Annotated in this window: 26 protein-coding genes; 16 read left to right on the top strand and 10 right to left on the bottom strand. The window is 57.0% G+C overall.

Annotated features, from left to right (window positions below):
• Window positions 1-343 precede the first annotated feature (343 nt).
• The 6 genes from WC598_RS06935 to WC598_RS06910 all read right to left on the bottom strand — a co-directional run bounded on the left by WC598_RS06935 (window position 344) and on the right by WC598_RS06910 (window position 5293).
• On the bottom strand, window positions 344-1195 hold the full coding sequence (locus tag WC598_RS06935) for a GNAT family N-acetyltransferase (RefSeq protein ID WP_372960751.1): 852 nt from the start codon (window positions 1193-1195) through the stop codon (window positions 344-346).
• Window positions 1196-1326: 131 nt separating this feature from the next.
• The gene (locus WC598_RS06930) at window positions 1327-2103 is read right to left on the bottom strand and encodes a CBS domain-containing protein (protein ID WP_372960750.1); all 777 of its coding nucleotides are present in this window, start codon (window positions 2101-2103) and stop codon (window positions 1327-1329) included.
• Window positions 2100-2939: a CBS domain-containing protein gene (locus WC598_RS06925; RefSeq protein ID WP_372960749.1), complete on the bottom strand. Its 840-nt coding sequence runs from the start codon at window positions 2937-2939 to the stop codon at window positions 2100-2102. The genes WC598_RS06930 and WC598_RS06925 overlap by 4 nt, the downstream gene beginning before the upstream one ends.
• Window positions 2940-2944: 5 nt before the next feature.
• Entirely contained in the window at window positions 2945-3886 is a 942-nt protein-coding gene (locus WC598_RS06920; protein WP_372960748.1) for a CBS domain-containing protein, read from the bottom strand.
• Window positions 3887-3980: 94 nt separating this feature from the next.
• On the bottom strand, window positions 3981-4730 hold the full coding sequence (locus tag WC598_RS06915) for a CBS domain-containing protein (RefSeq protein ID WP_372960747.1): 750 nt from the start codon (window positions 4728-4730) through the stop codon (window positions 3981-3983).
• Complete coding sequence (locus WC598_RS06910) at window positions 4727-5293, bottom strand: cyclic nucleotide-binding/CBS domain-containing protein (RefSeq protein ID WP_372960746.1); 567 nt, start codon at window positions 5291-5293, stop codon at window positions 4727-4729. Before WC598_RS06910 ends, WC598_RS06915 begins: the two co-directional genes overlap by 4 nt.
• Window positions 5294-5545: 252 nt before the next feature.
• Between WC598_RS06910 and WC598_RS06905 the strand changes: the two genes are divergently transcribed.
• Entirely contained in the window at window positions 5546-6199 is a 654-nt protein-coding gene (locus WC598_RS06905; RefSeq protein ID WP_372960745.1) for an Era-like GTP-binding protein, read from the top strand.
• Between the two features lie 5 nt (window positions 6200-6204).
• Entirely contained in the window at window positions 6205-6609 is a 405-nt protein-coding gene (locus tag WC598_RS06900) for a Zn-ribbon domain-containing protein (RefSeq protein WP_372960744.1), read from the top strand.
• Window positions 6610-6696: 87 nt separating this feature from the next.
• Here the strand turns inward: WC598_RS06900 and WC598_RS06895 are convergent, their stop codons facing one another.
• The 3 genes from WC598_RS06895 to WC598_RS06885 form a co-directional block, all read right to left on the bottom strand.
• Window positions 6697-7449: a hypothetical protein gene (locus WC598_RS06895; RefSeq protein WP_372960743.1), complete on the bottom strand. Its 753-nt coding sequence runs from the start codon at window positions 7447-7449 to the stop codon at window positions 6697-6699.
• Between the two features lie 84 nt (window positions 7450-7533).
• On the bottom strand, window positions 7534-8163 hold the full coding sequence (locus tag WC598_RS06890) for a transglutaminase family protein (RefSeq protein ID WP_372960742.1): 630 nt from the start codon (window positions 8161-8163) through the stop codon (window positions 7534-7536).
• 13 nt (window positions 8164-8176) lie between these two features.
• Window positions 8177-8584 (bottom strand): winged helix-turn-helix transcriptional regulator, encoded by a 408-nt coding sequence (locus WC598_RS06885; protein ID WP_372960741.1) that lies wholly within the window; start codon window positions 8582-8584, stop codon window positions 8177-8179.
• A 90-nt stretch (window positions 8585-8674) separates the two neighbouring features.
• Between WC598_RS06885 and WC598_RS06880 the strand changes: the two genes are divergently transcribed.
• From WC598_RS06880 to WC598_RS06815, 14 genes are all read left to right on the top strand, one after another.
• Window positions 8675-9565, top strand: coding sequence for a cation diffusion facilitator family transporter (locus WC598_RS06880; protein WP_372960740.1), 891 nt, complete (start codon window positions 8675-8677; stop codon window positions 9563-9565).
• Between the two features lie 151 nt (window positions 9566-9716).
• Window positions 9717-11183: a phosphoenolpyruvate carboxylase gene (gene ppcA / locus WC598_RS06875; protein ID WP_372960739.1), complete on the top strand. Its 1467-nt coding sequence runs from the start codon at window positions 9717-9719 to the stop codon at window positions 11181-11183.
• A 153-nt stretch (window positions 11184-11336) separates the two neighbouring features.
• The gene (locus WC598_RS06870; protein ID WP_372960738.1) at window positions 11337-11810 is read left to right on the top strand and encodes a MarR family winged helix-turn-helix transcriptional regulator; all 474 of its coding nucleotides are present in this window, start codon (window positions 11337-11339) and stop codon (window positions 11808-11810) included.
• The gene (locus WC598_RS06865; protein ID WP_372960737.1) at window positions 11797-13203 is read left to right on the top strand and encodes an MATE family efflux transporter; all 1407 of its coding nucleotides are present in this window, start codon (window positions 11797-11799) and stop codon (window positions 13201-13203) included. The genes WC598_RS06870 and WC598_RS06865 overlap by 14 nt, the downstream gene beginning before the upstream one ends.
• A 173-nt stretch (window positions 13204-13376) precedes the next feature.
• Entirely contained in the window at window positions 13377-15497 is a 2121-nt protein-coding gene (locus tag WC598_RS06860; protein ID WP_372960736.1) for a CHASE4 domain-containing protein, read from the top strand.
• 267 nt (window positions 15498-15764) lie between these two features.
• On the top strand, window positions 15765-16223 hold the full coding sequence (locus WC598_RS06855) for a 30S ribosomal protein S15 (protein WP_372960735.1): 459 nt from the start codon (window positions 15765-15767) through the stop codon (window positions 16221-16223).
• A 31-nt stretch (window positions 16224-16254) separates the two neighbouring features.
• Entirely contained in the window at window positions 16255-17484 is a 1230-nt protein-coding gene (locus WC598_RS06850; protein ID WP_372960734.1) for a DHHA1 domain-containing protein, read from the top strand.
• Complete coding sequence (locus WC598_RS06845) at window positions 17481-17723, top strand: KEOPS complex subunit Pcc1 (RefSeq protein WP_372960733.1); 243 nt, start codon at window positions 17481-17483, stop codon at window positions 17721-17723. The genes WC598_RS06850 and WC598_RS06845 overlap by 4 nt, the downstream gene beginning before the upstream one ends.
• A 4-nt stretch (window positions 17724-17727) precedes the next feature.
• Window positions 17728-18333, top strand: a complete 606-nt coding sequence (locus WC598_RS06840) for a 30S ribosomal protein S3ae (protein WP_372960732.1) — start codon at window positions 17728-17730, stop codon at window positions 18331-18333.
• A gap of 91 nt (window positions 18334-18424) precedes the next feature.
• On the top strand, window positions 18425-19843 hold the full coding sequence (locus WC598_RS06835) for an MFS transporter (RefSeq protein ID WP_372960731.1): 1419 nt from the start codon (window positions 18425-18427) through the stop codon (window positions 19841-19843).
• Window positions 19844-20132: 289 nt separating this feature from the next.
• Window positions 20133-21368, top strand: a complete 1236-nt coding sequence (locus tag WC598_RS06830; RefSeq protein WP_372960730.1) for a 2,3-bisphosphoglycerate-independent phosphoglycerate mutase — start codon at window positions 20133-20135, stop codon at window positions 21366-21368.
• Window positions 21369-21385: 17 nt separating this feature from the next.
• The gene (locus tag WC598_RS06825) at window positions 21386-22234 is read left to right on the top strand and encodes a polymer-forming cytoskeletal protein (protein ID WP_372960729.1); all 849 of its coding nucleotides are present in this window, start codon (window positions 21386-21388) and stop codon (window positions 22232-22234) included.
• Window positions 22231-23067 (top strand): hypothetical protein, encoded by an 837-nt coding sequence (locus WC598_RS06820; RefSeq protein ID WP_372960728.1) that lies wholly within the window; start codon window positions 22231-22233, stop codon window positions 23065-23067. The genes WC598_RS06825 and WC598_RS06820 overlap by 4 nt, the downstream gene beginning before the upstream one ends.
• Before the next feature lie 91 nt (window positions 23068-23158).
• The gene (locus WC598_RS06815) at window positions 23159-23998 is read left to right on the top strand and encodes a GyrI-like domain-containing protein (protein WP_372960727.1); all 840 of its coding nucleotides are present in this window, start codon (window positions 23159-23161) and stop codon (window positions 23996-23998) included.
• 63 nt (window positions 23999-24061) lie between these two features.
• Here the strand turns inward: WC598_RS06815 and WC598_RS06810 are convergent, their stop codons facing one another.
• Window positions 24062-24271, bottom strand: coding sequence for a hypothetical protein (locus WC598_RS06810; RefSeq protein ID WP_372960726.1), 210 nt, complete (start codon window positions 24269-24271; stop codon window positions 24062-24064).
• Window positions 24272-24368 lie beyond the last annotated feature (97 nt).

Raw genomic sequence — 24368 nt, 5'->3', positions numbered from 1 at the left:
CCGATCAAAGGGAGGGGGTGGACCCCCCGCTCACATTCCACATGGCGGGGGGTAGGCCTCCTCCGGAAAAATATCGGGTGGGGGGGTAACCCCCCACCCCCCCCACACTCGCGCTTCTGTATACCGGTTGTGTTACGAGATCTTGGCCGGGGAGTTCGGCTTTTGCGGGTTTGATGGAGTGACGGTGTTGGTGCTAAAGAGGGATTCGCCGGCTGTGCCAAGTCAGGACTCTGGGTTATCCACCGGAGCCTTGCAGAAAACAGCGCTTCCGGCAGTAAGACCTATACGCTCGCGAATGGTGGAACACTTACCCTGAAATAAGGATGAGAAAAAGGAGGAATGCCTACCCAAGCTCGAAGGTAGTAACACCGAAGATCTCGTCCAGCGGGAGCGGGACCGGTTCCGGCCGGGTGTAGAGCCTGGCCGTGTAAAAGACCGGGACCATCTTCCGGTCCTGCACGAGCCCGACCGCACCCGTGTTCGGGACAGGGATATCGAGGAAGAACGGTTCACCGGGGATGTCAGCTACAAGGCCATCCAGAAGGAGCTCCGCGGTGGCCCGGTCCCGCGCAAAGAGCGGGCCTATTTTATGGCCGGTCCGGCAGACCCTCCGGACACCATACCCAAGGATCTTCCCCCCATTATCCAGCTTTGCAAGCCCGATGTGTCCTTCCTGATGAATCCAGCAGCGGAGGAACTCCTCCCGTCGGGAGGGGAAGTGGGCGGCATCATAGTCTGCCAGATCGCTGAACGAAACATCCCGGACCGGGACAAGGCCGCTAGGCATAGTTCCCCCACCGAGACCCTCATACCGGGCATTATTGTAGTGCAGGAAGAGACCGCCCTTCTTCTCGTACTTCTCCACCATAGCAACTACCCCGTCAAAACCGATGACGCGGGTCCCGGCATGGGCCATTGCGTGCCCGGCCAGCTGCATACCGATCCCGTGATCCCGGTACGCAGGATCGACCATATAGAAGCCCCCAAAGGAGAAACGGTCATCGTAGTTGACCACCGCCGCCGTTCCCACGACCTTCCCGTCAACCTCGGCACAAAAGAAACCCTTTGGGTCGACAGGATAGAAACAGGCAGCATCCGAAAGGCCGGGATTCCAGCCTTCCCGCGCAGCCCAGTCCACAGCAATCCCTACTTCATCCCGGCTCATCTGCCGGAACCGGACATTCCCTGTATTCATGATAACCAGACAGGATATAGGCAGGACTGCTACATACACGTGGCGGTGAAGCAGCGCTGAGGGAGTAATCGCGCTTCCACCGGAAGAACCGGGATTCGAGGCCAAAAAAGGAGAGGTGGATCCTGGTTCGTTCAGAGAGCGTTCACGAGCGACCTGCGCGTGACAACCCCGAAGAGCTTGCCGTTGTCCATCACCGGCAGGGAGCTGATGTTCTTCTTGAGCATCAGTGCCACAACATCCGCAGCCTGGGCGGTCCGCTCTACGGAGATGAGGGGTGAGCTCATGATATCCCGGACGATCAGGTTCCGGATCTGGTGGTCCTGGTGGTTATCCGTTACCGCTTCCCGGAACTTCCGGAGCGCGATTGCCACATCGGTCTCTGTCACGATACCCAGGTACTTGTCCTGGTCAGATACCACGAAGCGGGCGATCTTGTCATCCAGCATCCGGCGCCTCAGGTGCACGATCCGTTCGCTCGCATCGATCGTTATCACTTTTTCAATGGCTCCGGCAATCCCGTCCTCAAGAGGGTACTTCTTCAACAGGTCGCCTGCTGCCACCTGCCCGATGAGTTTGTGATCCGCATCGTAAACAACCACCATCTTGTAGTGCTGGAGCAGGGGGATGAGGACGTTGACGCTCTCATCCGGGTATACACTCGTGAACTCCGCGTCAACCACACTTGCCACGTGGATGGCAGCCGGGGCTATGCCTGAGTTCTGCTTACTCCCCAGTTTCTCGGCTATTGCCTGGCGGGAGACCGTACCTACAACCGTATTGTTATTCATCGCAATGAGGGGGTCGATACCTTCAGCAAGCATCTTATCGAGGGCTTCAGTGATCTTTGCTGATTTTGCGATCGTCGTTGGCTTTGCCATTATATCTTTTATAACAACTTCTTTTGTCATTTCGCCACTTCCTTTATGATATCATCGCGTTTTACAATCCCGGAAATTGTGCCGTTATCCATGACAACAAGGCTGTTGACATGGTGTCTTCCCATCATTGCGATCACTTCCTGGAGACCCGTTCCTGCAGGCACGGTGATGACGGGACTCGTCATCACGTCCCCGGCAGTGACCGCTGCGACCGAGAGCTGGCCCCGGTCGCGTCTCCCCTGTGCCGTATCATGTCTCGCTATGGTTACATCTCTTCCCACCACACCGGAAATCCTGGGTTCGTCTTCATAGAACGCAAGGTTTGTCTCGGTGATGATGCCGACAGGTTCTCCGTCCTCATCGCACACGAGCACCTTGTCATTGCGCTCCTTCATCACGCTTACCACATGGTTCAGCGAATGGTACCGGGTGACTACCGGTACATCCTCCATCACGTCCCGGGCGGTACTCCTGAGTTCCCGGACAAGGACGGATTTCATCAGATCGGTCTTGGTCACGATCCCGGCAACGCGCCCCTCCTCAACAACCGGGACGCTGCTGATCGCTCTTTCAACAAAGAGCCGGGCAATCGTCCGGACCGGCACGTCGGGGGCAACCGTAACAGGGTTTTGCGTTGCAAGCAGACCCACCGGTATCCGGTCAAGCGGCCGGCGCCGCCAGGCAGGTTCGCCCTGCCGCAGCCGGTACGCGATATCCTTCTTCGTGAGGATCCCTGCAAGGGTCTCCCCATCCATGACCGGCAGGCGCGAGATCCGGTGCCTTACCATCAGGTTTCTCGCGTGGGCTATGGTCGCGTCCGGAAAGACGGTGTGAACCGGGGAGGTCATTACATCACGGGCATACATGGTCTTCACCCCTTTGCAAATGCCCTGACGAGGTCGAACTCGGTGACGAGCCCGATCGGGCGGGAGTCCTCGATCACCGGGAGCGCCCCGATGTTCTTCTCCAGCATCTCGCGGGCAACCTCGTTGATGCTCTTTTCAGGGGTTGTCGTATAGAGCTCTCCTGCGATCAGGGTCCGGACCGGCAGTTCGGTGACTTCCGCCACGTTTCCCGTGGTGAGCCGGGCGAACACTTCCCGGCTCCCGAGATACCGCATGATGTCCGTTGCCGCGATGATGCCATAGAGGACATCATCGCTGACCACCGGAAGCCTCCGCAGCTTGTATTTCGTCATGTCCCGGGTAACGGATGCAATCGGGCAGTCAGGGCCGGTCACCCGCAGCGGGGAGCTCATCACGTCCTCGGCCCGGAGCGTGCTGTGTTCCGCTGCAAGCACCCTCATGACATCGCGTTCCGTTACGATCCCCATAAGGACGTCATCGGCGTCAACGATGGGCAGGCCGCCAATCTTCTTTTTGACAATGACGTCAACCGCATCACGGATCCGGGCATCTCTTTGCAGGGTTGCTATCTGCTGGGTCATGATCGTGCGGACGGGCTCGTTGAGCGCAGCAATGAGGTTGCCCCCATGCCGGACCTGAACGAGCCGGAACTTGTCCCCTCCACCCATGAGATTGATGATATCGCCCGATGTGACGATCCCGATTACCCGTCCCGTGCCGGCATCGGTCACGGGAAGCCTGCGGAACCCGCACTTCGTCATCTGCTCCACTGCCGCAAGGATACTCTGCGTCGGCGGTACAGAGATGACGTCGCGGGTGGCGATCGCCATGATCTCACCTTCCTGTTCCACGATATGGGATTTGAACTCCACCGGGCCCCGGTCGAGTTTTCCCTGCATCTTGAGGAGCCTGTCGCCCTGCTTGATGCCCCGGCCATTCTGGTGCATGCATCACCCTCCTTTGGTTTACTGACCAGCTGTTCTGTTTTCCAACAGGTTTTCCCGGCTTGTGGGGAGGTCCCCGTCGATCCCTCTACCCGGCTTATGCGAGCGCGGCAAGAATATCGTGCCGGTTGATGACCCCGACAAGATGATCCCCGTCCATCACCGGCAGGAGGCTGACATCGTGCTTCACGAGCAGCTCTGCCGCGGTACTGACGGGGTCGTCGGGCGTTATCGTGAACACCTCTTTTGACATCACATCCTCGATAGGTATCCGGGCATTGCGGGCAATCTCCGACCGGACATGCCGTGAACTGATCAGGTCACGCCGCGAAACAATGCCAACGAGCCGTTTCTTCTTCATGACCGGGAACGCGGAATACCCGCTCTCCATGATCATCGAGTAGATCCGCTGGAGTTCATCCTGGGGATCTGCCGTTACCACCCGGCCCGACATCCTGTCGGCAACCGAGCCGTGCAGCTCGTTCCGCGAGATGATGACCGGGAAGAGATCCGCGATGAGCAGCCCTCCGGCCAGTTTCGGCCTGGGGCTGACCACTGCAGCGCTATCCGTACGGAACTCCCGCATCATCTTTGCCACCTGCTCAATGGAATCCGCCGGGTCTGCCATCGGGGCATCCCGGATGAATCCCTGGACAGTCACATTCGATTTCGTCGAGGTTTCCCTCAGGCCGTCCGTGATATCGATGTATCCGAGCAGATTTTTCTTTGCATCCACAACATAGATTTCACGGAACCGGTCATCTCTCAAGATCTGCCGTGCCTTGGTTATCTGGTCGCTTGATTTCAGCACAGGGATCTCGATGATGAAATCCTGTGCCGTCCTCATGTGATATTGTCCTCCTCGCGGCAGCGGGGGCAGAGCAGGACACTGTCCACCCGCTTAAGATCATCAGACATCTGGCTGCAGCGGCTGCATATGCCCTGTTCAACGATCTCTTCCCGGTTGATCTCGATGAGATCGGTTAAGAGTTCGTTGAGCTCATTGGAGACGGTCAGGAGATCCCGCACGGTCACGATGCCGATAACCTTCTTGTGATCGTCGACAACGGGGAGCCTCCTGACCTTATGAGTCACCATCATGTGGGCAGCATCGCCTACTGTCTTCTCCGCACTCACCGTAATGAGTGGCGTGCTCATGATTTCGTTCACATGCACTGTGCTTGGCTTGAGATCCTTTGCAACAACCTTGCAGTTGATGTCCTGTTCAGTCACGATACCTACCGGCAGGTTGTGCTGGAGAACGATGCAGCTTCCTACATCGTCATGGCACATCGATGCGGCAGCTTTTGCAACCGTGGCACCTGAACTGATCGTTGTCGGGTTGTGCCGCATCACCTCTTTCAAGGGAACGCGGGTCTCGAAGCGGATTGCGTTGGATGTCTGTTTCATGAGTCACCTCCAGGGTGTGCTTGATTCTGATGATTACAATTAGCATACTAACTCATCCCCCTATAAATACAATTTGGCGCAGGCAACTATCATGCATGAGAGTAATATCCGGATGAGCAGGGAAGCACTCACCGGCGAGACGCGACAGGTTTTCCTACGAGAAACATAATAAACAGCGTATTCTATACATTACTAACAAATTATGGTGAATTCTTTGTACCTGAATACAAGACGTAACCAGCGGGGTGTACCGTGAAAATATTTTACCAGACGTTTGGTACAGCAAAGAAAAAATTCTCAAACTTCCTCAACCGCTTTTTCAAGAAGAAGCGGACCCGGATCGGTATTTACGGTCCGCCCAATGCTGGAAAGACCACACTAGCAAACCGCATTGCCCGGGACTGGACCGGGGATGCGGTCGGCCCGGTGAGCGAGATCCCCCACGAGACCCGCAGGGCACGGAAGAAGGAGGATGTGATCATCTCCGGGGCAAACGGCAATACGATCACGATGGATATCGTGGATACGCCGGGTGTCACCACCAAGATCGATTACCACGAGTTCCTCGAATTCGGGATGGAGAAGGATGAGGCGATCATCCGTGCGCGGGAAGCAACCGAGGGTGTTGCGGAAGCAATGCACTGGCTTCGGGAGGATATCGATGGTGTTGTCTACATGCTGGACTCCTCGCTCGATCCCTTCATGCAGGTCAACATCATGATGATCGGGATCATCGAGAGTCGGAACCTGCCGGTTATCATCGTGGCCAACAAGATCGATCTCCCGGACGCTGCGCCGGCACGGATCCGCAGTGCTTTTCCCCAGCACCCGGTTGTTGCCATATCGGGACTTGAGGGCAGGAATGTTGAAGATCTCTACGAGATGATGCTCGAATACTTCGGGTGAACACTATGCCGCACAAGTGTACGAAATGCGGGCGGGAATACAAGGACGGATCCACCGAGATCCTGAAAGGGTGTGCCAGTTGCGGCGGCAAGAAGTTCCTCTACGTCAAGGAAGGGGAGACCAACAAGGATGTGCTCGAAGAGAAGACCATCGAGGAGATCGCTGAGGAGTCGCACGAGGAAGTCCTCGAAATAGTTGAGCCCAGGACCAAGAAAGAAGTGGAGATGTATGACCGGGTGGAGACGATAAGGATAGTCTCGCCCGGATCATACGAGCTGAACCTCGAGAAGATGGCAAAGGGCGACGAGCGGATCGTAAGTGTAGGTAAGGAAGGCAGCTACATCATCGATCTCATGTCCATGGCAAAGGAACAGCCCAAAAAGAGATCGGGCAAAGAACAGAAGAAATAATTTTTCCATTTTTTTAGGGCCAGACCGGATACGATCCGGGAATCCCGTACGCAAGCCCATCCGGAAACCCGGATGGAAAACGTGATATCAGCGTGTTACGAGTTCGTCCCGTATCCCATCGTAAGGTGCAGGCAGGCCAAGCCGGCGGAAAAACGCGTCGGTGAAGATGACGCTGTTGACGATCGCCCATTCCGCACACCCGTGACCTAAACACTGATCCGGAAAGAACGGCAGGTTTCCAGCCGAGAAGGGGTTGATTGCAAACTTTTTTCTGAGGATCTTTCCGAACCGATCGCTGGTAGTTCCCTCGCTGACACCGGGGGACCGGATCTCATGGAGAACCACCCATTCCCGCTTGTAATGCATAAGATGGTTGCGGATCTCGATCAGCTGCCGGACATTGGCGAAGGCCTGGTCCCCATCATCGAACGGGGGCACTTGGACGATTTCTAGGATCTTCTGGTACTTGTTCACCATCGGGGCGCGGTCGAAGTTCTTCTCATTGCGCCAGCCTTCGGATATCGTGTGAAGAAGGGCCTCATGCTCTGCATCGGCAAAGAAATAGGCGTCATCAGAGGCATCGGCATAAAGCTCGTTGATGGTGGATTCAAGGAACGCAACGCTGGATAGGACAGAATTGAGTACGAACGCCTCGTGCCGGAGCAGGAGTTCCGGACCCGGGTCGGATTCACCGGGACCGGCCTGCCCTGCATATTCCTTCTCGATCCCGTACGCAAGCCGGCAGAGTACGGCTGCCGACAGGATATACCGGACCGAGAAGCAGTCCCGGAACCGAATCTGCGATTCCTCGCCCTCCATCTCAAGGGGAATCTTGTCCATGAGCAGTATTCCGTTTTTTCCGGGAGGGGATAAAGGATAGGGAACCGGACACGGAGATCTCTTTCATTACCGGTAGCGTCATGGTCAGGTTTGTTCTCTTGCGGGAGAATCCGCACGCGGGAGCGATATCACGTCGATGTCCGGCAGGTGCCGGCGAACCTGTTCAATGTCGGTATACCGGGTCAGCGTATCCACGACAAACGGGAGCGGCTCGTCCCAGATCTCGGGAAACTCCGCCTCGCCTGGGGCCCGTGCGATATAGGGCAGGGCCTCGACCGGAGGGGTAAACTGTGTATCGTGCCCGGGCTTGATCCCCCGGGCATCGGCCCGGTACCACCCGAAGTCTTTCAGGTACACGGCATTAAGCCCGTGCAGGAAGAACGGCTGGCCGTACTCTCCTGAGACGAGACGCTGGTAGCAGAGGCCGGCGGGGATACCGTTTGCCCGGAGGAGAGCGGCGAAGAGGTGGCTCTTGGCAAAGCAGAAGCCGGTCTTATGCCGGAGCACCTCCGAAGCGTTCAGGGTGACCGGGTTCATCCGGTGGTCCCAGCTGTGGAAGATCTCGTCGCGGACAAAAAGAAAACACCGGAGGGCGATCTCCGCATCGCCCTTGCACCCGTTCGCAAGCTCGCGGGCTTTTGCGGATACTGCCGGATGGTGCCAGTCGATGATTTCAGATGATGCCAGGTAGCGTGCCAGATACTTCGGTTCCATGGGATAACCTGCATTAGTGCTTGGTTTTTTTCTCGCTTACAGGTTCCGGTTGCGCTTCCCCCGCACGGATCGGGCAGCCCTGCCCGACGGTGTCACCTCGCCCGGATACCCATCGGAGCATCGGGACGAGATACCCCCGGAGTTCCCAGCCGTCAGGGGTCAGGGAGTATTTCACGGACGGGGGTGACGTGGCGAGGATCGTCCGTTTCACAAGGCCTACCATCTCCAGGTTCTTTAGCGTGTCCGAGAGGGGCTTGGGAGAGATGCTGCCAAGCTCCCGCTTGAGTTCATTGAAACCCTTGTCACCCTCGTTCCCGAGGATAGCGATTACCAGGAGCGCCCACTTCTTTGCCACAACATCGAGGATGCCGGTGAGCGGACAGAGACAGAGATCATTGTGCCCGACATGCAGTTCCTTCATCAATACTACCTACCTGTCCGGTTACGTTTTTGTTTATCGGGTATTAAAAAAATACTACCTACACAACACATACCAAACGAGGATCCAACAATGGACGAGCACCACCACGAACATAACAAGAAACGATCCTTACGCTGGGCCATCGGCCTGACCGCACTGATCTGCCTGGCGGAAATCATGGGCGGAATTCTCTCAGGCTCCCTCTCGCTCCTTGGCGATGCGGCCCACATGCTCCAGGATGCAGTTGCCCTTCTCCTCTCCCTTGGTGCGATCATCATCGCGGAGCGGTTGCCAACCCCGACCCGGACCTTCGGGTATCACAGGGTGGAGATCGCTGCGGCAGTGGCAAACGGCTTTCTCCTTATCATTGTCAGTATCGTGATTGTCCTGGAGGCCCTTGCCCGCTTCTCCCATCCGAATAATGTGAACAGCACGATCATGCTCGGTGTAGCGGCCGTAGGCCTTGTCGCAAATCTCATCGCGGCCCGGATGCTCCACGGGAGCCATGACCTGAACGTGAGAAGTGCCTTCCTCCACGTCCTCGGCGACACCCTCTCGTCCGTTGCCGTGATCGTTGCGGCAGTCTGGATTGCCCTGACCGGGCAGACTTGGGTCGATCCGGTACTCGGTATCCTGATAGCCGTGATCATCACCATATCCTCGTTCTCGATCCTGCGGGAAGCATTCGGGATCCTCCTCCAGTTCTCTCCCCGGGGGATCGATATCAATGATGTGATCCGTGACATGGAATCCGTCCCTGGGGTCGATAGTGTACACAATGTCCATTTCTGGACGCTCTGCCCGAACATCAACGTGCTCGATGCCCACATTTACTCCTGCGATACGGACGTCCGGCACATCGACGAGATGAGAGCGGAGATCAGGAGGCATTTGGAGAAATACCAGATCGGACATTCAACCCTTGAATTCGAGTGCGAGAAATGCGAGGACTGCCGAGTTCACCAGGAATTGCGGGACTAAAAACCGTTGATACAACCGTTAACTCACAGGATTACAATCCCCTTAAAAGATGGCAGGATGCGAGTTCGTCAACCTTAAAAATAAATATGGTTGACGATAACATTTCAAAGGCCATTACGGGGAAAACCAGCCCGGGCCCGGAAGAACAGGAATGGATGAACCACAGAAGATCCCGCAGTGCATGAGCACCCAGCACCCGGACAACGTGCATGTACCGTTTTTTGCAGAAACATCCGAACTTGGCGGCGAGGATGAGGTCAGGGAAGCATATTACGTGTACTCGCATCTTGCCTGCACCGAACAGATGTGGGACTGCGAAGGCAAGGAAGTGGACAACTTCGTGGTAAAAAAACTATTAACCACGTACCCGTCGTTTTTTACGGACCATAAACTGGGAGGTGATATCTTCCTCACCCTCCGCGTACCAAACCCGCAGGTGGAAAGAGCAGAGGCCAAGATCCTGCTTGAGACGCTTGAGAGCATTCCGCGATCCTTTGACATCGCCCGGCTCTTCTACAGGGAGGACGTGGCGCCTATCTTCGAGGTGATCCTGCCGATGACCGCCTCACACACCGCTATCGACAATATCTACCAGTATTACTCGGACTTCGTGATAGGGAAACAGTACAAGCGGCTCGGTGGACGAGACACCACGATTGCCGACTGGATCGGGACGTTCTCACCCCGGCACATCAACGTAATCCCGCTCTTCGAGGACCGGGAGAGCATGGAGCAGGCCCACGTCACGGTTGGCCGGTATCTTCAGGACAAGCACCTGGAGTATCAGAGGGTCTTTCTCGCCCGGTCCGATCCTGCCATGAACTATGGGATTGTCAGCGCAGTACTGCTCAACAAGATTGCACTTGCGAACCTCGGAGCCCTCGGAGAGGCAACCGGGATCCCGCTCTACCCGATCATCGGTGTCGGCTCAGCCCCGTTCCGGGGCAACCTGCGGCCCGATACCGTTGACCGGGTCAGCGCCGAGTACCCGTCGGCCCATACCTTCACGATCCAGTCGGCCTTCAAGTATGATTACCCCCTCGACGTAGTCAGGGAAGCTGTGAGGAAACTGGAGACACGGGAGGTATCTGAAGCCCCGGTCTTCGACCAGGACCGGTGCCGGGAGATCATCGACAAGTATGTCCGGGCATATATCCGGGATCTCATGCCGCTCTCGGATATCATCAACCGCGTAGCCACCCATGTCCCGAGCCGTCGCAAGCGCAAACTGCATATCGGGCTCTTTGGGTATTCCCGCAGCACGGGAGGCATGACCCTCCCCCGGGCGATCACGTTCACGGCAGCACTGTACTCGATCGGCGTGCCGCCCGAGCTGCTCGGGCTTTCCGCACTTGACGCGGACGATCTCTCGTTCGTGCGCAGCCTGTACGTGAACTTCGACCGCGACCTTGCCGATGCAGCACGGTACATGAATCCCGGGTCGCCATATCTGGGAGAGGAGGTCAGGAATGCCGCCGACCGGGTTATCGGTTGCACTCCTGACGGGGAACACCGGGAGATCACCGATGGAATCCTGTCATCCCTCAAAGAGAACCGGGCAAAGGATATCCAGCCGGATATCCTCAGGGCTGCCTGTATCCGGAAGTTCCTCGGGTAAAACCCGGGAATTATCTTCCCCTGTTGCGCGTTCCCCATATACACGGTTATGATCAGCCGGGGTAAACGAACGGATACGGGGAAAACGGCAGGCCCGTGCAATTGTTGCGTTGACAACATTTATTCCCCGCAACGGTGATTATGAGTAGTTCTCATGAATTCACCCATTTCGGACGACATCCCATTCGGGGCAATCGTATCCATCATCAACCGGGGGAAGTTCATCTTTCTCAACGACCGGCTCAGGAGGCTGGATCTCTCCGCCGGCCAGTTCCCGGTCCTGATGCTTCTTTACAAGGAGCAGAATATCACGCAGGAAACGCTTGTACGCCATTACCATCTCGACAAGGGCACCATTGCACGGGCAGTCAAGAAACTCGAGGCTGCCGGGTATATCCGGCGGATAGTTGATCCCACCAACCGCCGGGCAGTCCGCCTCTTCCTCACGGAAAAAGGAGAGCAGGTTATACCGTACCTGAAGGAAATTCACACCGAATGGAACGAACAGGTTTTTACCGGCCTGTCCGCAGGGGAGATAGATACGATACGGAATCTGATGCACCGGATCGGACAGAACAGCTGCCGGGCCTGGCACAATACCGGAGGGATGAGCCATGGAAACGACTGATACACCCGACAGGGCACCGGAAGCCCCGGTAGAGAAAGAAACGAACGCTGGCATAGCGCTCCTGATGGGTGACCCGAAAAAAGCGATTGTGAAACTGTCGGGGCCCATGATCGTTGCGATGTTCCTGATGTCCACCTACAACATCGTCAACGCCATCTGGGTGGCAGGTCTTGGCTCGGACGCCCTTGCGGCAGTCGGGTTTATCACCCCGCTCTTCATGATCCTCATCGGGATCGGGAGCGGCCTCGGGGCCGGTGTGGCATCCGTCATCTCCCGACGGATCGGGGCAAAGGACAAGAAGGGGGCTGACAATGCCGCAGTCCATGCCCTGCTCATCACCCTCATCATATCGCTTATTTGCACCGTTCCCTTAATCCTCCTCATCGGCCCGATCGTGAACCTCTTCGGGGCAGGTGCAACAGCCGGGCTCGCCATCGAGTACGGCCAGGTGGTCTTCCTCGGGATGGTCCTTATCCTCTTCACGAACATCGGCTATGCGATCCTCCGGGCGGAAGGGGATGCCAAGCGGGCCATGTACGTCATGGCGGTCTCCTCGGTCCTGAACATGATCCTCGATCCGCTGCTCATATACACGGCAGGCATGGGCATTGCCGGGGCGGCGTGGGGGATGATCATCTCCCTGGTCGTAGTCTCGATCGTGCTCCTCTACTGGTTTGTTGTCAAGCGGGACACCTATGTCACGATATCCTTCTCCGCGTTCTCGTGGGATAAGAAGACCCTCAGGGATATCCTCGGGGTAGGCCTTCCGGCCAGCACCGAGTTCCTCCTCATGGCAATCCTCGCGATCTTCATCAACAGCCTGCTGGTAGCAACGGCAGGAACTGATGCGGTAGCCGTGTATACAGCCGGGTGGCGGGTCGTCTTCTTTGCCGTCATCCCCCTTATCGCCATCGGCACCTCGGTCATCTCTGTGGCCGGGGCGGCCTATGGTGCAAGGAACTATGCGAGGATCCGGACTACCCATGTATTCTCGATCACCCTCGGGATAGCGATCTCCCTCGTGATCAGCGCCCTCACCTTCATCTTCGCCAGACAGATTGCAGTCATCTTTACGTACTCGGCTGACAGTGCCCACCTTGCACCGGAGATAGCAGCTTTCCTTGCCACCATGTGTTTCATCTACCCGTTCATCCCCCCGGGCATCATGTCGGGCTCGATCTTCCAGGCAACCGGCAAGGGAATGACATCCCTGGCCGTCACGGTTCTGCGGAACCTGGTCTTCATCGCCCTTTTTACCTACCTGTTCGGGATCGTTTTAGGGTTTGGCGAGCACGGGATCTGGTGGGGAATCGTTGCCGGGGATATCATAGGCGGGACGGTCGCCTATCTCTGGGCACGGGCCTACATCTCGGCGCTGATCAAAAACCAGTGACCGCCCCGCCCAATCCGTTTTTTCTTCTCTGTTGATCCCACCCGGGTTACAGCAGGTGCTTCGCCGCATAAGTTTTCTGATATTGAGCAATCACGCGCAGATTTCACTAAAAATATAAATACAGGAATCAGGCATGAGACACTATATACGGTCCCGGAAAAACCCGAGGCATTATGAATCTCCGGAAAAAGCTCCTGCTGGGTATTGGACTCGCACTCATCATCACGTATACACTTGTTGCTCTTTTCTCGTACCAGGCAATGGACGCAAGTTACCTTGTCCTTGAGAGGCACGAGGTCATAAAAGCAGCAGGGACAAGCGACAATGCAATGGAAACGGACCTGAAAAATGCCTACGCTGTTGCCCGCGACTATTCTGCCTGGACCGATACCGTCCGGTTTGCAGAGGGGAGGAACCCGGGGTGGGTAGACCAGAACATGGACGGGGACTTCTTCACCCGTTTCAATGTGGACACAATCCTCGTTTTCAATCGTTCCGGCGAACTCATATTTGCCCGTGAGAACCCGGATCACCCGTCACAGGCTGGAGGCATCCCCCCATTAGAGATTCAGAAAATCCAGGATCTCAATACCGCCCGGAACATCCTATCTTCATCGGAGGGATCTTTTGAGATCCTTGACAGTCCCGCAGGCCCCGTTATTCTTGCATCGCACCCGATTCTCACCGATGACTTCGTGGGCCCCGTTGCCGGAAGCCTGCACATCATACGCAGGATCGATGCGAAGTACTTAGACGACCTCTCTCTCCGTACGGGTAACAGAGTAGCCCTGATTCACACATCCTCCTTATCCGGTACAGCCTCACTCACCGGGTCCCTTGCCGGTATTACCCGGACACAGCCGGTTGCCGTGATCCCGGAGAATGGAGACCGGATCTCGGGGTATTCCTATCCATCAGGGCTTGACAGTCCCGGAAGTTATTACCTGAAAGTCACGATTCCCCGCGATATTTACAGGACCGGGCAGGCAAATACCACCACATTCCTGCTGAGCCTTCTTGGTGCCTGGGTCTGCATCACCCTGTTCATCCTGCTCTTTGTTGACCGGGTAATCCTCTCGCGGCTCAATACCATCATCGGGACAATCCGGCACAGGAAGGCCAGCGGGAACAATAATGGGGGTTTGGAGGGCAGGGACGAACTGGCACAGCTTGCCTTTGCAATCGATCCCATCTTTGCCGAGCTGGCCGAATCACGGATCCAGCTTCAGGAGAGCGAGGAGCGGTACCGGATGCTGGCCGAATCTGCTCATGATCTCATATTTACCATCGACTCAACAGGCAGGATAACCTACGTGAACACCCGGGTGGCAGAGGTATTCGGGCAGACAAAGGAAGAGATCGTCAACAGGCCCTGCACAACACTCTTCCCGGGGGAGAGCGGCAGCAAAATGAGGGAGAATATCGCCCGGGTTCTTTCATCCGGTGAAACGGAGGCCGGGGAGTATTCACTCCCGCTGCCCGGGGGCGAACGCTGGCAGGACACGATCCTCATCCCGTACAAAGATAATGGGGGCAGGGTGACGGGAGTGCTTGGGATCTCCCGCGATATCACGTTACGAAAGCAGGCTGAACAGGCCCTGGTGATGGCCAATAAAAAACTCAACCTGCTCTCCATTACAACCCGGCATGATATCCTCACGCAGCTCACGGCGCTCCGGACCTACATCGAGCTCTCACGCGAGCAGGTGAAGGATGAAACCGTCCTGGATTTCATCGAGAACGCAGAGAATATTGCAAAAACCATAAACCGTCAGATCTGTTTCACCCGCGATTACCAGGGAATGGGGGACAAGAAACCCGTCTGGCAGAACGTTTGTACAAGTATCATAGCAATATCCCACACGCTTCCCTTGGGATCAGTAAAGATCAGGGTCGGGTTTTCAGACCTGGAAGTCTATGCAGACCCGATGTTCGAGAAAGTCTTCTACAACCTCATCGACAATACCCTCCGGCATGGCGGGAAAAAACGCTCAGTTATGACATTCTCGTGCGAACGTTCCGGAACGGGCTGCGTAATTATCTGCGAAGATGACGGCATCGGGGTTCCTGACGAAAACAAGAACAGGATTTTCGAACAGGGGTTTGGCAGCAATACCGGTCTTGGGCTCTTTCTGTCTAAAGAGATCCTCGATATAACGGACATTTCTATAACCGAGAACGGGATACCGGGGAAAGGTGCACGGTTCGAGATCCTGGTACCGGAAGGCAGGTTCCGGTTCACCGGGGCTGAGGGTGAACACCCGAACTGCTCGCTCGACAACAGGGTACGATAAGACGTGGTTCAGCACCACAGGGATAGTGCCACATAATGGCCCCGGGTCGGAGCAGTATACAGAACGCGGAGCCGTCCCGTTCAGATACCCTTATTATACCTCCCGTCGAACTATGGTAAGCACTTTTCATATGTGCTGACAGATGTAAGTCCGACGTGCGACACCGCACTGCCTCAAAACTTCAGGCTTTGGGATTACAGGGAGTCAGTAACCAATACTCGACTTTTCTGGACTTACGTTCTCGTCTTATCTAGGAGGCTACAGACAATGGCACGAATGCACGCCCGCAGAAGGGGCAAGTCATGCTCCGTGCGCCCCTACCGGAAACAGGCACCCGCGTGGTCCAACACGGACACAAAGGCGATCGAGAAGATCATCCTGGAGCTGAGAAAGGAAGGCGCATCGAGCGCAAAGATCGGACTGGTTCTCCGGGACCGCTACGGCGTTCCTGATGTAAAACTTGCCACCGGCAAGCGCATCGGGGAGATTCTCCGGGAGAACAAGGCCGCATCCGAGATCCCCGAGGATCTCCGCGACCTGATGATGAAGGCACTGGGGCTCAGGAAGCACCTTGCCGAGAACAAGAAGGATCTGCACAACAAGCGCCAGCTCCAGCTGGTAGAGTCCAAGGTCCGCAGGCTTGTCAAGTACTACACGGGAAGCAAGAAGCTGCCCAAAGAGTTCGTATACAAGCCAGAGAACGCAGAAATTCTGCTGTCCCGCTAAACGTTCATCAGATCATCCACGAGAACCGCCCATGTTGCTTGAAACCGCCGCAGAGACCGTTGCCGGGAAGATCCGGAGGCAGGAGTTTGTCGAGGTGTTTGCTCACCACGACGCAGACGGCATAGCCGCTGCCTCGATCCTCTGCCACGCAATGCTCAGGGCGGGCATCCGCTTCCGGCTCCGGGTCCGCTCAGAGGTCACGGCAGCGGACATCACAGGTGACACAGCATACCTTCTCTGCGATATCGGATCAGGTATCAAAGACCTGCCGGAAACAACGATGGTGGTTGACCACCACCTGCCGGAATTCGGAGGCGAGTTCCACGTCAACCCGCGCCTCGCAGGAATCGATGGCGACCGGGAGCTCTCGGGAGCCGGCACCGCGTATTTCGTTGCCCAGCAGCTGGGGGACAACCGGGACCTTGCCGGTCTCGTGATACCGGGTATCATCGGCGACGGCCAGGAAATGGCAGGCAAGAACCTCGAGATCTTCAATGAGGGCATAGCAAACGGGATCATCGTCCCTGACCGTGGGCTGAAGCTTCCGGGCCGGGACATGACCGAGCGGTGGTACATGGCCACAAGCCCGTACCTCGACGGTATCAGCGGTGCCGAACCGGTCATTACCGGCATCCTGGACCAGGCCCGCGATCTGGCAAAAGGCCAGAACGAGACGAGGCTCGATACCCTGCTCTCACGGGTGGTACTCGAAACAGCCCAAAAAACGACCCTGCCGAGCCTGATGGCGCTCTATGGCGACACCTTCCACCTCCAGCGCGAGGTGATAGAGGACGCCCATGCGCTTACTGCGGTCATCGATGCCTGTGGTAAGACCGGTCATGGCGACATAGGGGCAACCCTTTGCCTCCGGTCCTCCCGCGACCTCGACGCTGCCTGGGAGATCACCCGCCAGCACCGCGTCAGGGTCATCGACGCAGTGAAAGGTGCACGGCCGCACGAAGGTGCAGCCGGGGTGTTCGAAGTCCAGGGCGCCACGCTCTCAAGCGATGTCGCGGACATCCTTGCACGGGATCTCCCTCACGAGGTCCCGATTCTCGTCTACGCACAGGGCCAGGGCATGTGCCATATCTCGGCACGCAGCCCGGGCGGCAGGAGCGCAAGTCTCGGGCTGGTTGTCCGGGAGATTGCTGCGGCTTGTGGCGGAACCGGCGGCGGACACCTGATCCGGGCCGGGGCAACCATCCCCTGCGACCGGATCGCCGACTTTACCAGAGGCTGGCAGGAGGCGCTCGCCTCATGATGCAGATCGAGGGCCGGATTACCACGGTCCATGCACAGGCCGGCTGCATTGCAGCAGCATTAAAGCCGGATAACCTGCGCAGCATGACAACGACAGCAGAGGATGACCGGGTTGTAACAACCATCACCGGAACACAGCTCCGGTCGGTCATCGCATCCGTGGATGATTACTTAATGAACCTGGCAATTGCGGAGGACGCATGTTCCGTCCGCACTGACCGGACAATCAAAGAAGAGTGATACTATGGCAAAGAAGAAACAGGTTGGAAGAAGAGTTGAAGGCTGGAAAGCCAAGAGCTGGTACAAGGTGCACGTCCCCGACAACCTCGGCAAGGCATACATCGGCGATACCATTGCAAACGATGCTGAGAGCGTTGTTGGCAGGATCATGACCGCAACGCTCGGTGAGATCACCAACGATTACGCAAAACAGCACGTCAAGATGAGCTTCAAGATCGCAACGGTCACAGGCGACTCTGCCTATACCGAATTCGTGGGCCACGAAGTCACCCGCGACTACCTCCGCTCGCTCGTCAAGCGCCGGAGCTCCCGCGTTGACTGCCACGTCCCGCTCCTGACAAAGGACGGCAAGAAAGTCCAGCTGACCATCAGCTGCTACACCTTTGCCCGGGCAAACATTGCCCAGGAACACGCAATCCGTGGTGTCATCACCCAGGCGGTAACCACCCAGGCACAGGCATGGGACCTGACAACGCTCCTCAACGGCATTGTCTCCGGCGAGATCTCACGGGATCTCTTCAAGGCAGTCAAGACCATCTACCCCACCCGCAGGGTCGAGGTAGTCAAGTCCAAGGTCGAGCCGATCGCAGCACCGGTCGACACCAGCTAATCCCTTTTTTTTATTCCAGATCCAAAATGGGTCCGTCCGGCAGGTCCGGTGTACCGAACGTTAATGAAAACGCCCGCCAAAACTCTATCCCATGTCCTCCATCATCACCGATCCCGTAAAGCAAAAGCTCCTCTTAGGAGCAGTAGCTCTCGGTGTCGTGATGGACGGGATCGACGGTTCTATCGTGAACGTGGCGCTCCCGACCATGGCCACGTACTTCGACACCGATACCGGGACGATTGCGTGGGTCATCATCACCTACCTCCTGATGATGGCGGGGTTCCTCCTCGTCTTCGGGAAACTCGCGGACCGGGGACTTGCAAAAAAGCTGTTCCTTCTCGGGTTTGTGATCTTCACACTCGGTTCTGCAGCCTGCGGGATCGCACCCTCCCTCGACGTCCTGCTCGCCTCGCGGCTCGTCCAGGGACTGGGCGCAGCAATGATCGCGGCCGTTGCACCCCTGCTCTGTATCCGGTATCTCCCCCCGGAGATGCTCGGTACTGCCCTCGGCGTTATCGTGGCAACCAGTTCCATAGGATTCGCAGCCGGGCCGGCAATCGGTGGTATCCTCACCCAGCACCTCTCGTGGCACTGGATCTTCCTCGTGAATATCCCGATAGGCATTGTCGGGATTCTGTTTGCGGCCCGGGTGATTCCCCACGATGAACCGGAGGACCGCACGGTCTCCTTCGATTACCCGGGGGCAGTCACGCTCTTTGGCGCCATGGTCTTCTGCACCTTTGTGCTGGAAGAGGTAGCCGCCCGAGGGATAACGGACCCGCTGATCCTCTCCTGCGGTGCACTCTGCCTGTTGTGCTCGGGGCTGTTTGTCGCACGGGAACTCACAACCCCGGAGCCGTTTGTGAACATAAGGATCTTCTCGAAGTGGCAGTTCACCGCGGTACTGGTGGCATACCTGCTGGTCAATATCATCTTCATGGGCATCCTGTACCTGCTCCCGTTCTATCTCACGCTTGAGATGCACTTCGATCTTGCAACCAGCGGCCTTTACCTCCTGATTCCGCCGGTGGTGATCGCCCTTATCAGCATCCCGTTCGGGCAGTGGTCGGACAAGCGTGGCCGCCGGGTGTTTGCCGTGGGAGCCTGCGGGTTTGTCATCCTCTACAACGCCATCTTTGTGATTATTTCCCCGGAGACCGGGATCTTCCCGCTGTGTGCCGGTCTCATCCTGATGGGTGTTGCCTTTGGGATCGCGGCCGGGCCGGCCTCCAGCAGGATCATCGAGAGCGCACCCCCGGGCGAGGGGGGCACCGGGTCCTCGCTGATGGTAACCGCCATCTATTTCGGCGGCGTGCTCGGGACGGCGATCTATGCAATGTTCTTCACCTTCGCTACGGCAAATGCCACGGGTATTGTCGCCTTCGCCGATCTCGATTCCGCAACATTTTTGTCCGGGTTTCACCTGACCATGGCGATCGGGCTCGTACTTTCAGTTCTCACACTGGCACTGTCGGCAATCGTGCCGGACGAGCGGAAGAAAGGTGCGTGACCGGCACTCAGGGTCTGTCGAAAATTTTTCAAGCGCGATCATGGGGTGTGAGATAACCTGCCAACTGTTGGATAATTATCTGACAAATTCTTTTTTCTCCGGCGTGTGCGATCGGACAGAGCAACCAAACCCTGCCGGAAAAAATATGAGCAGGGGATAAGGGGGTGGTTGAAAATTTTTTTGGCGAGCGGGATGCCCAGGGATCCGGAGCAGCGATTATGACGCCAGCGGAATTCCAGAAAAATACCACGAAACCTAATTACCCCTCCCAACCAACCATTCCATAAGAATGACCGCAAACAAGATTCTTTTCATCGTCCTTGACGGGATCTCCGATCGCCCCTGCCCGGTGCTCGGGGGAAAGACCCCGCTATCAGCAGCAAAAAAACCGGTCCTGGACAAACTGGCGGCAGAAGGGATCTGCGGGATCATGGATACCATCAGTGCCGGTATCCGCCCGGGATCGGACACCGCCCATCTTGCCCTGCTCGGCTACGACCCGTACAAATCCTACACCGGTCGGGGGCCGCTCGAATGCGAGGGCTCGGGCATCCACATGGAACCGGGCATGATCGGCTTCCGCTGCAACTATGCAACCGTGTCCAAAGAGGGGCTCATACTCGACCGCCGGGCCGGCAGGATCCACGACACCGCGGCCCTCAGCGCCGCCATCCAGGAAGGGGTGGACCTCTCCAAGTTCGGCGTTGAGTTCACCTTCCGCTCCGGCGCCGGGCACCGGGCGGCCCTGGCCCTCAAAGGCGAGGGGCTCGGCCACTGCGTCTCCTCCAATGATCCCAAGAAGGAGGGCGTGGCCCCCTTAACCATCAACGCGGTTAAAAAAGAGGGAAAACACGAGAAGACTGCCGCAGTCTGCAACGAGTTTGTCCGGCAGGCAACCCCCATCCTCTTCAACCACCCGATCAACCGGGAGCGGATGAAGAACGGCGAGAACCCGGCAAATATCGTCCTGATGCGGGGCGCTGGCGAGATGCCCCATCTAGAACCGTTCACAGAGAAATACGGAATCTCAGGAAGCGTCATCTCGGCAGCGAGCCTGATCACCGGGATCGGCAATGCCGTTGGACTCCCCCATGTGGACGTTCCCGGCATAACCGGCTCGGTGAACAGCAATGTTCCCGGAAAGATCGCCGCAGCCATTCACGAACTGAAAACCAAGGATTTCGTGATTGTCAATATCAAAGGGGCAGACGAGTCGGGCCATGACGGGAAAGCCGAGCAGAAACGGGATTTCATCGAAACGATCGATTCCGCTCTCGAACCCCTGCTCGCCTGCCGAGACTGCATCATCATCATCTGCGGCGACCATTCCACACCCTGCCCGATCAAGGACCATTCCGCCGATCCTGTCCCGGTCATCATCCGGGGAGACGGCGTCCGGACGGATGACGTGGTCAGGTTCGATGAATTCTCCTGTGCAAAAGGCGGCCTCTGCCGCATCACAGGTTCAGCACTGATGCCGATCGCCCTTGACCTGATCAACAGGTCGCACAAGTATGGCGCCTGAGCCGCCCACGGGGACCAATGAGAGAACGAACCGTAAAAGACTGGTATAACCACTGCCTCCTGCCGGACGGGACCGAACTTCAGGAGCACAGCATCAAAACCGACCGGAATATTGTGATCGGCGAATTCTGCCAGATCGACTACGGCCTCCGGGGCGCTAATGTCTACGTGGGAGAGTCTACGAAGATCCGGGAGTACGTCTGGGCGAGTGGCGATGCCCGGATAGGAAACTGGTGCGAGATCGGAAGCGATGTTATCGCAAAAGCGGACGCGTATATTGGAGAGGGCGTGAAGATCAACGGCAAACTCTCTGTTCTCGGAGCACTCGATATCGGCGAGAAGGTCGAGATCCGGGACGGCTTCGAGGCAAAAGGCGCAATCGAGGTGCGGAACCCGATGCCGGTCTTCATGTTCATCATCATCTACTTAATGACCCTGCTCCGGATCGAGAACGAGAAGGAACTCGACCGGATCCTCGACAATCTCTTCAGCGATGACGAGGAGGAGAAGATGGAGATCCCGCTCATGATCCCGGCCCGCTCGAAGCTCAACATGAAACTCTTCTCGGTCCCCTCAACAATGAAGATCGGGAAAGGGTGCCGGCTCCACGGCAACATCCGGGCCGGCTCCATCGATGTCCAGCAGAACTCGGTCATCTTCGGCAGCCTTCGGGCAAGGAACCGGATCACGGTCGTTGACGGCGTCACCGTCCATGGGAACGTGGAGAGCGGCAGCATCGTCCACGTGAAGAAAGGTGCCCATATCCTCGGGGATGTCAAAGCAAAATCCATTGTCCTGCACGAGGATGCGAAAGTGGACGGGACCATAGAAGCTCCGCACGGGCTGCGGATCGAGCGTGGATCATGAAAGCAGCAGACATTCTTGGCGTGGACGAGGTCGTATTCGTTGAACCGCAGTTCTCGGTACTGCCCGATCTCCGGTACAACACAACACTCACCCTGGCAGGTGGAGACCAGGGCCGGTTCCTGCTTGACGAGAAAGAGGAGCCGCTTGCCCTTGCGTTCAAAAACGGCGACTGCTGGGTGGCGGGATCGTTCCTTCACCGGAACCCGAGTGCAACCCTTATCGAGAAGTTCGAGAATATGAACGGGGAGATCTATCAGGAGGACCGGGTGATCTGGGCTGCGGCGATGCGGGAGTATTACAGCCTCCAGCTCAAAGCAGAGATCCCACCGGCGCTCGAAGATCTCAACCCCAAGCGCCGGGGGATCCTGAAAGATCTCATTTCAGGATTCTGGAAACCAGGTTCGGGCGAGACCTGTATCGACTGTTGCTGCGGCTCGGGGGTTGGATCCCTCGTGCTCCGCGACCTTGGATTTTCCCCGCTGTCGTACGACAACGACGATGCTCTCCTCTCGCTCGGGCTTTCCACCGGCCGGCTCCTTCCGGAAGAGACGATGTGGCTCGATGCCATGAAGACCTCGCACTATATCGAGCCGGTCCCGAAAGGGATCGGAATCATGATGGGCGAGATCAACTCCTTCTCGCAGGAGATTTGGCAGCAGATCGTCAGCGAACTCTTCACGGTTACAAAAGAAACGCTCATCACGGTCGGGACGGAACCGGAAGCCCTGCTCATCAGGGGCTGGGGTGAGGATATGGGCCGCAGGGTCGAGGTAACCGCAAACCCTGCCGATCCCATCTACGATCTCTGGGTCTGCCGGGCGTTCCCGGAATAAACGCTTTTTTTAAGAGGATCTCCCCGGTACCTTTCCCCGAGGGAGACTGCGGCACCCTATATCGTTTCCGGCATCATACTGGTGTGTAACCATGGCAGTAGACCGGATCCCCATCGGGAAGTTCTCGCTCATCACGCGCCTCTCGTCAAAAGCGCTCCGGCTCTATGACGAGCGGGGGCTGCTCGTCCCGGAAGTGCGGGACATCATTACAGGATACCGCTATTACACGGGGGACCAGATCCCCCGGGGCGTCTCCATCAAGACGCTCTGCACGCTCGGGTTCCCGCTCACCGAGGTAGAAACCATCCTTGCTGCAAAGGAGCGGCGGGACAACGAAACTATCCACCAGCTCTTTGCCCGGAGGAGAAGGGATATCCGGTCCGAAGTCTGCCGGTTACAGCAGATCGAGGCGATTCTGGAAACGCCGGACGTCTCGTTAGAGGTTGTTTACATGTCACTTGCTGAACCAGTAGTAAAAGAAATCGCACCCCTCCGGGTGATCTGCAAACGGGACAAGGGCGTCTATGCCGAAGTCATCTGCAAGCTTGCCCGGGATCTCTGCGGCCAGCTGGAGATCCCCGAGAACCGGTCACCTGCCGTCACGGTCACCGGACCGTTCATGTCAATCTACCACGACAACGAGTACCAGGAAAAGGACGCCGACATTGAATGCGCTATCCCGGTCTCGGGCCGGGTGGTAGTCACCGATCCCGCTATCGGGATAAGGACAATTCCGAAGAATACCTGCCTCTCGGTAGTGTATAAGGGGCCGTACCAGGGTCTCCACGAAGCCTGGAGCCGTGTTCTGGCCTATGCCGAGGAGCGGGAGTTCCCGATAGCCGGCGATGGAAAAGAGCTGTATTACAATGAGCCGGGCAAAGTGCCGGACGAGGATCTCTTAACCGAACTGCAGCTCCCGATTACACGCTGATAAGAATTTTTTAAAAAACCCGGCTCCGGCTCCAGGGTATTGCCTGATGCCGTTACGGGCGACTCACGGAGTGTGGGGCACTCGGATGCGCTTCAGCCGTTCGCTGACATGAGGACCTGCACCCGCAGTTGCTGCAAACGAGGGGGTACAGGAACGGATACTCCGATCCGGGGCAAACATCAGCCCGATATCGATATTGTCGGAGGTCAGGGTCCGGGTAAGGTACTGGAGATCATGCTTTACCTGGAGACCCTGTTCATCCTGTGAACGCATAGTCATCACTTGAACATCCAACTATATATATCCTTTGAACGGGTGAAAACTCTTTAAATTGAAGATATTTGCAAAAACAGATTGATTTAAGATGATA

The sequence above is a fragment of the Methanoregula sp. genome, assembly GCF_041645475.1.
In the GTDB taxonomy this organism is placed as follows: Archaea; Halobacteriota; Methanomicrobia; order Methanomicrobiales; family Methanospirillaceae; genus Methanoregula.
The sequence above is the reverse complement of the archived record's forward strand: the minus strand, read 5'-3'. Positions and strand labels throughout refer to the sequence as shown.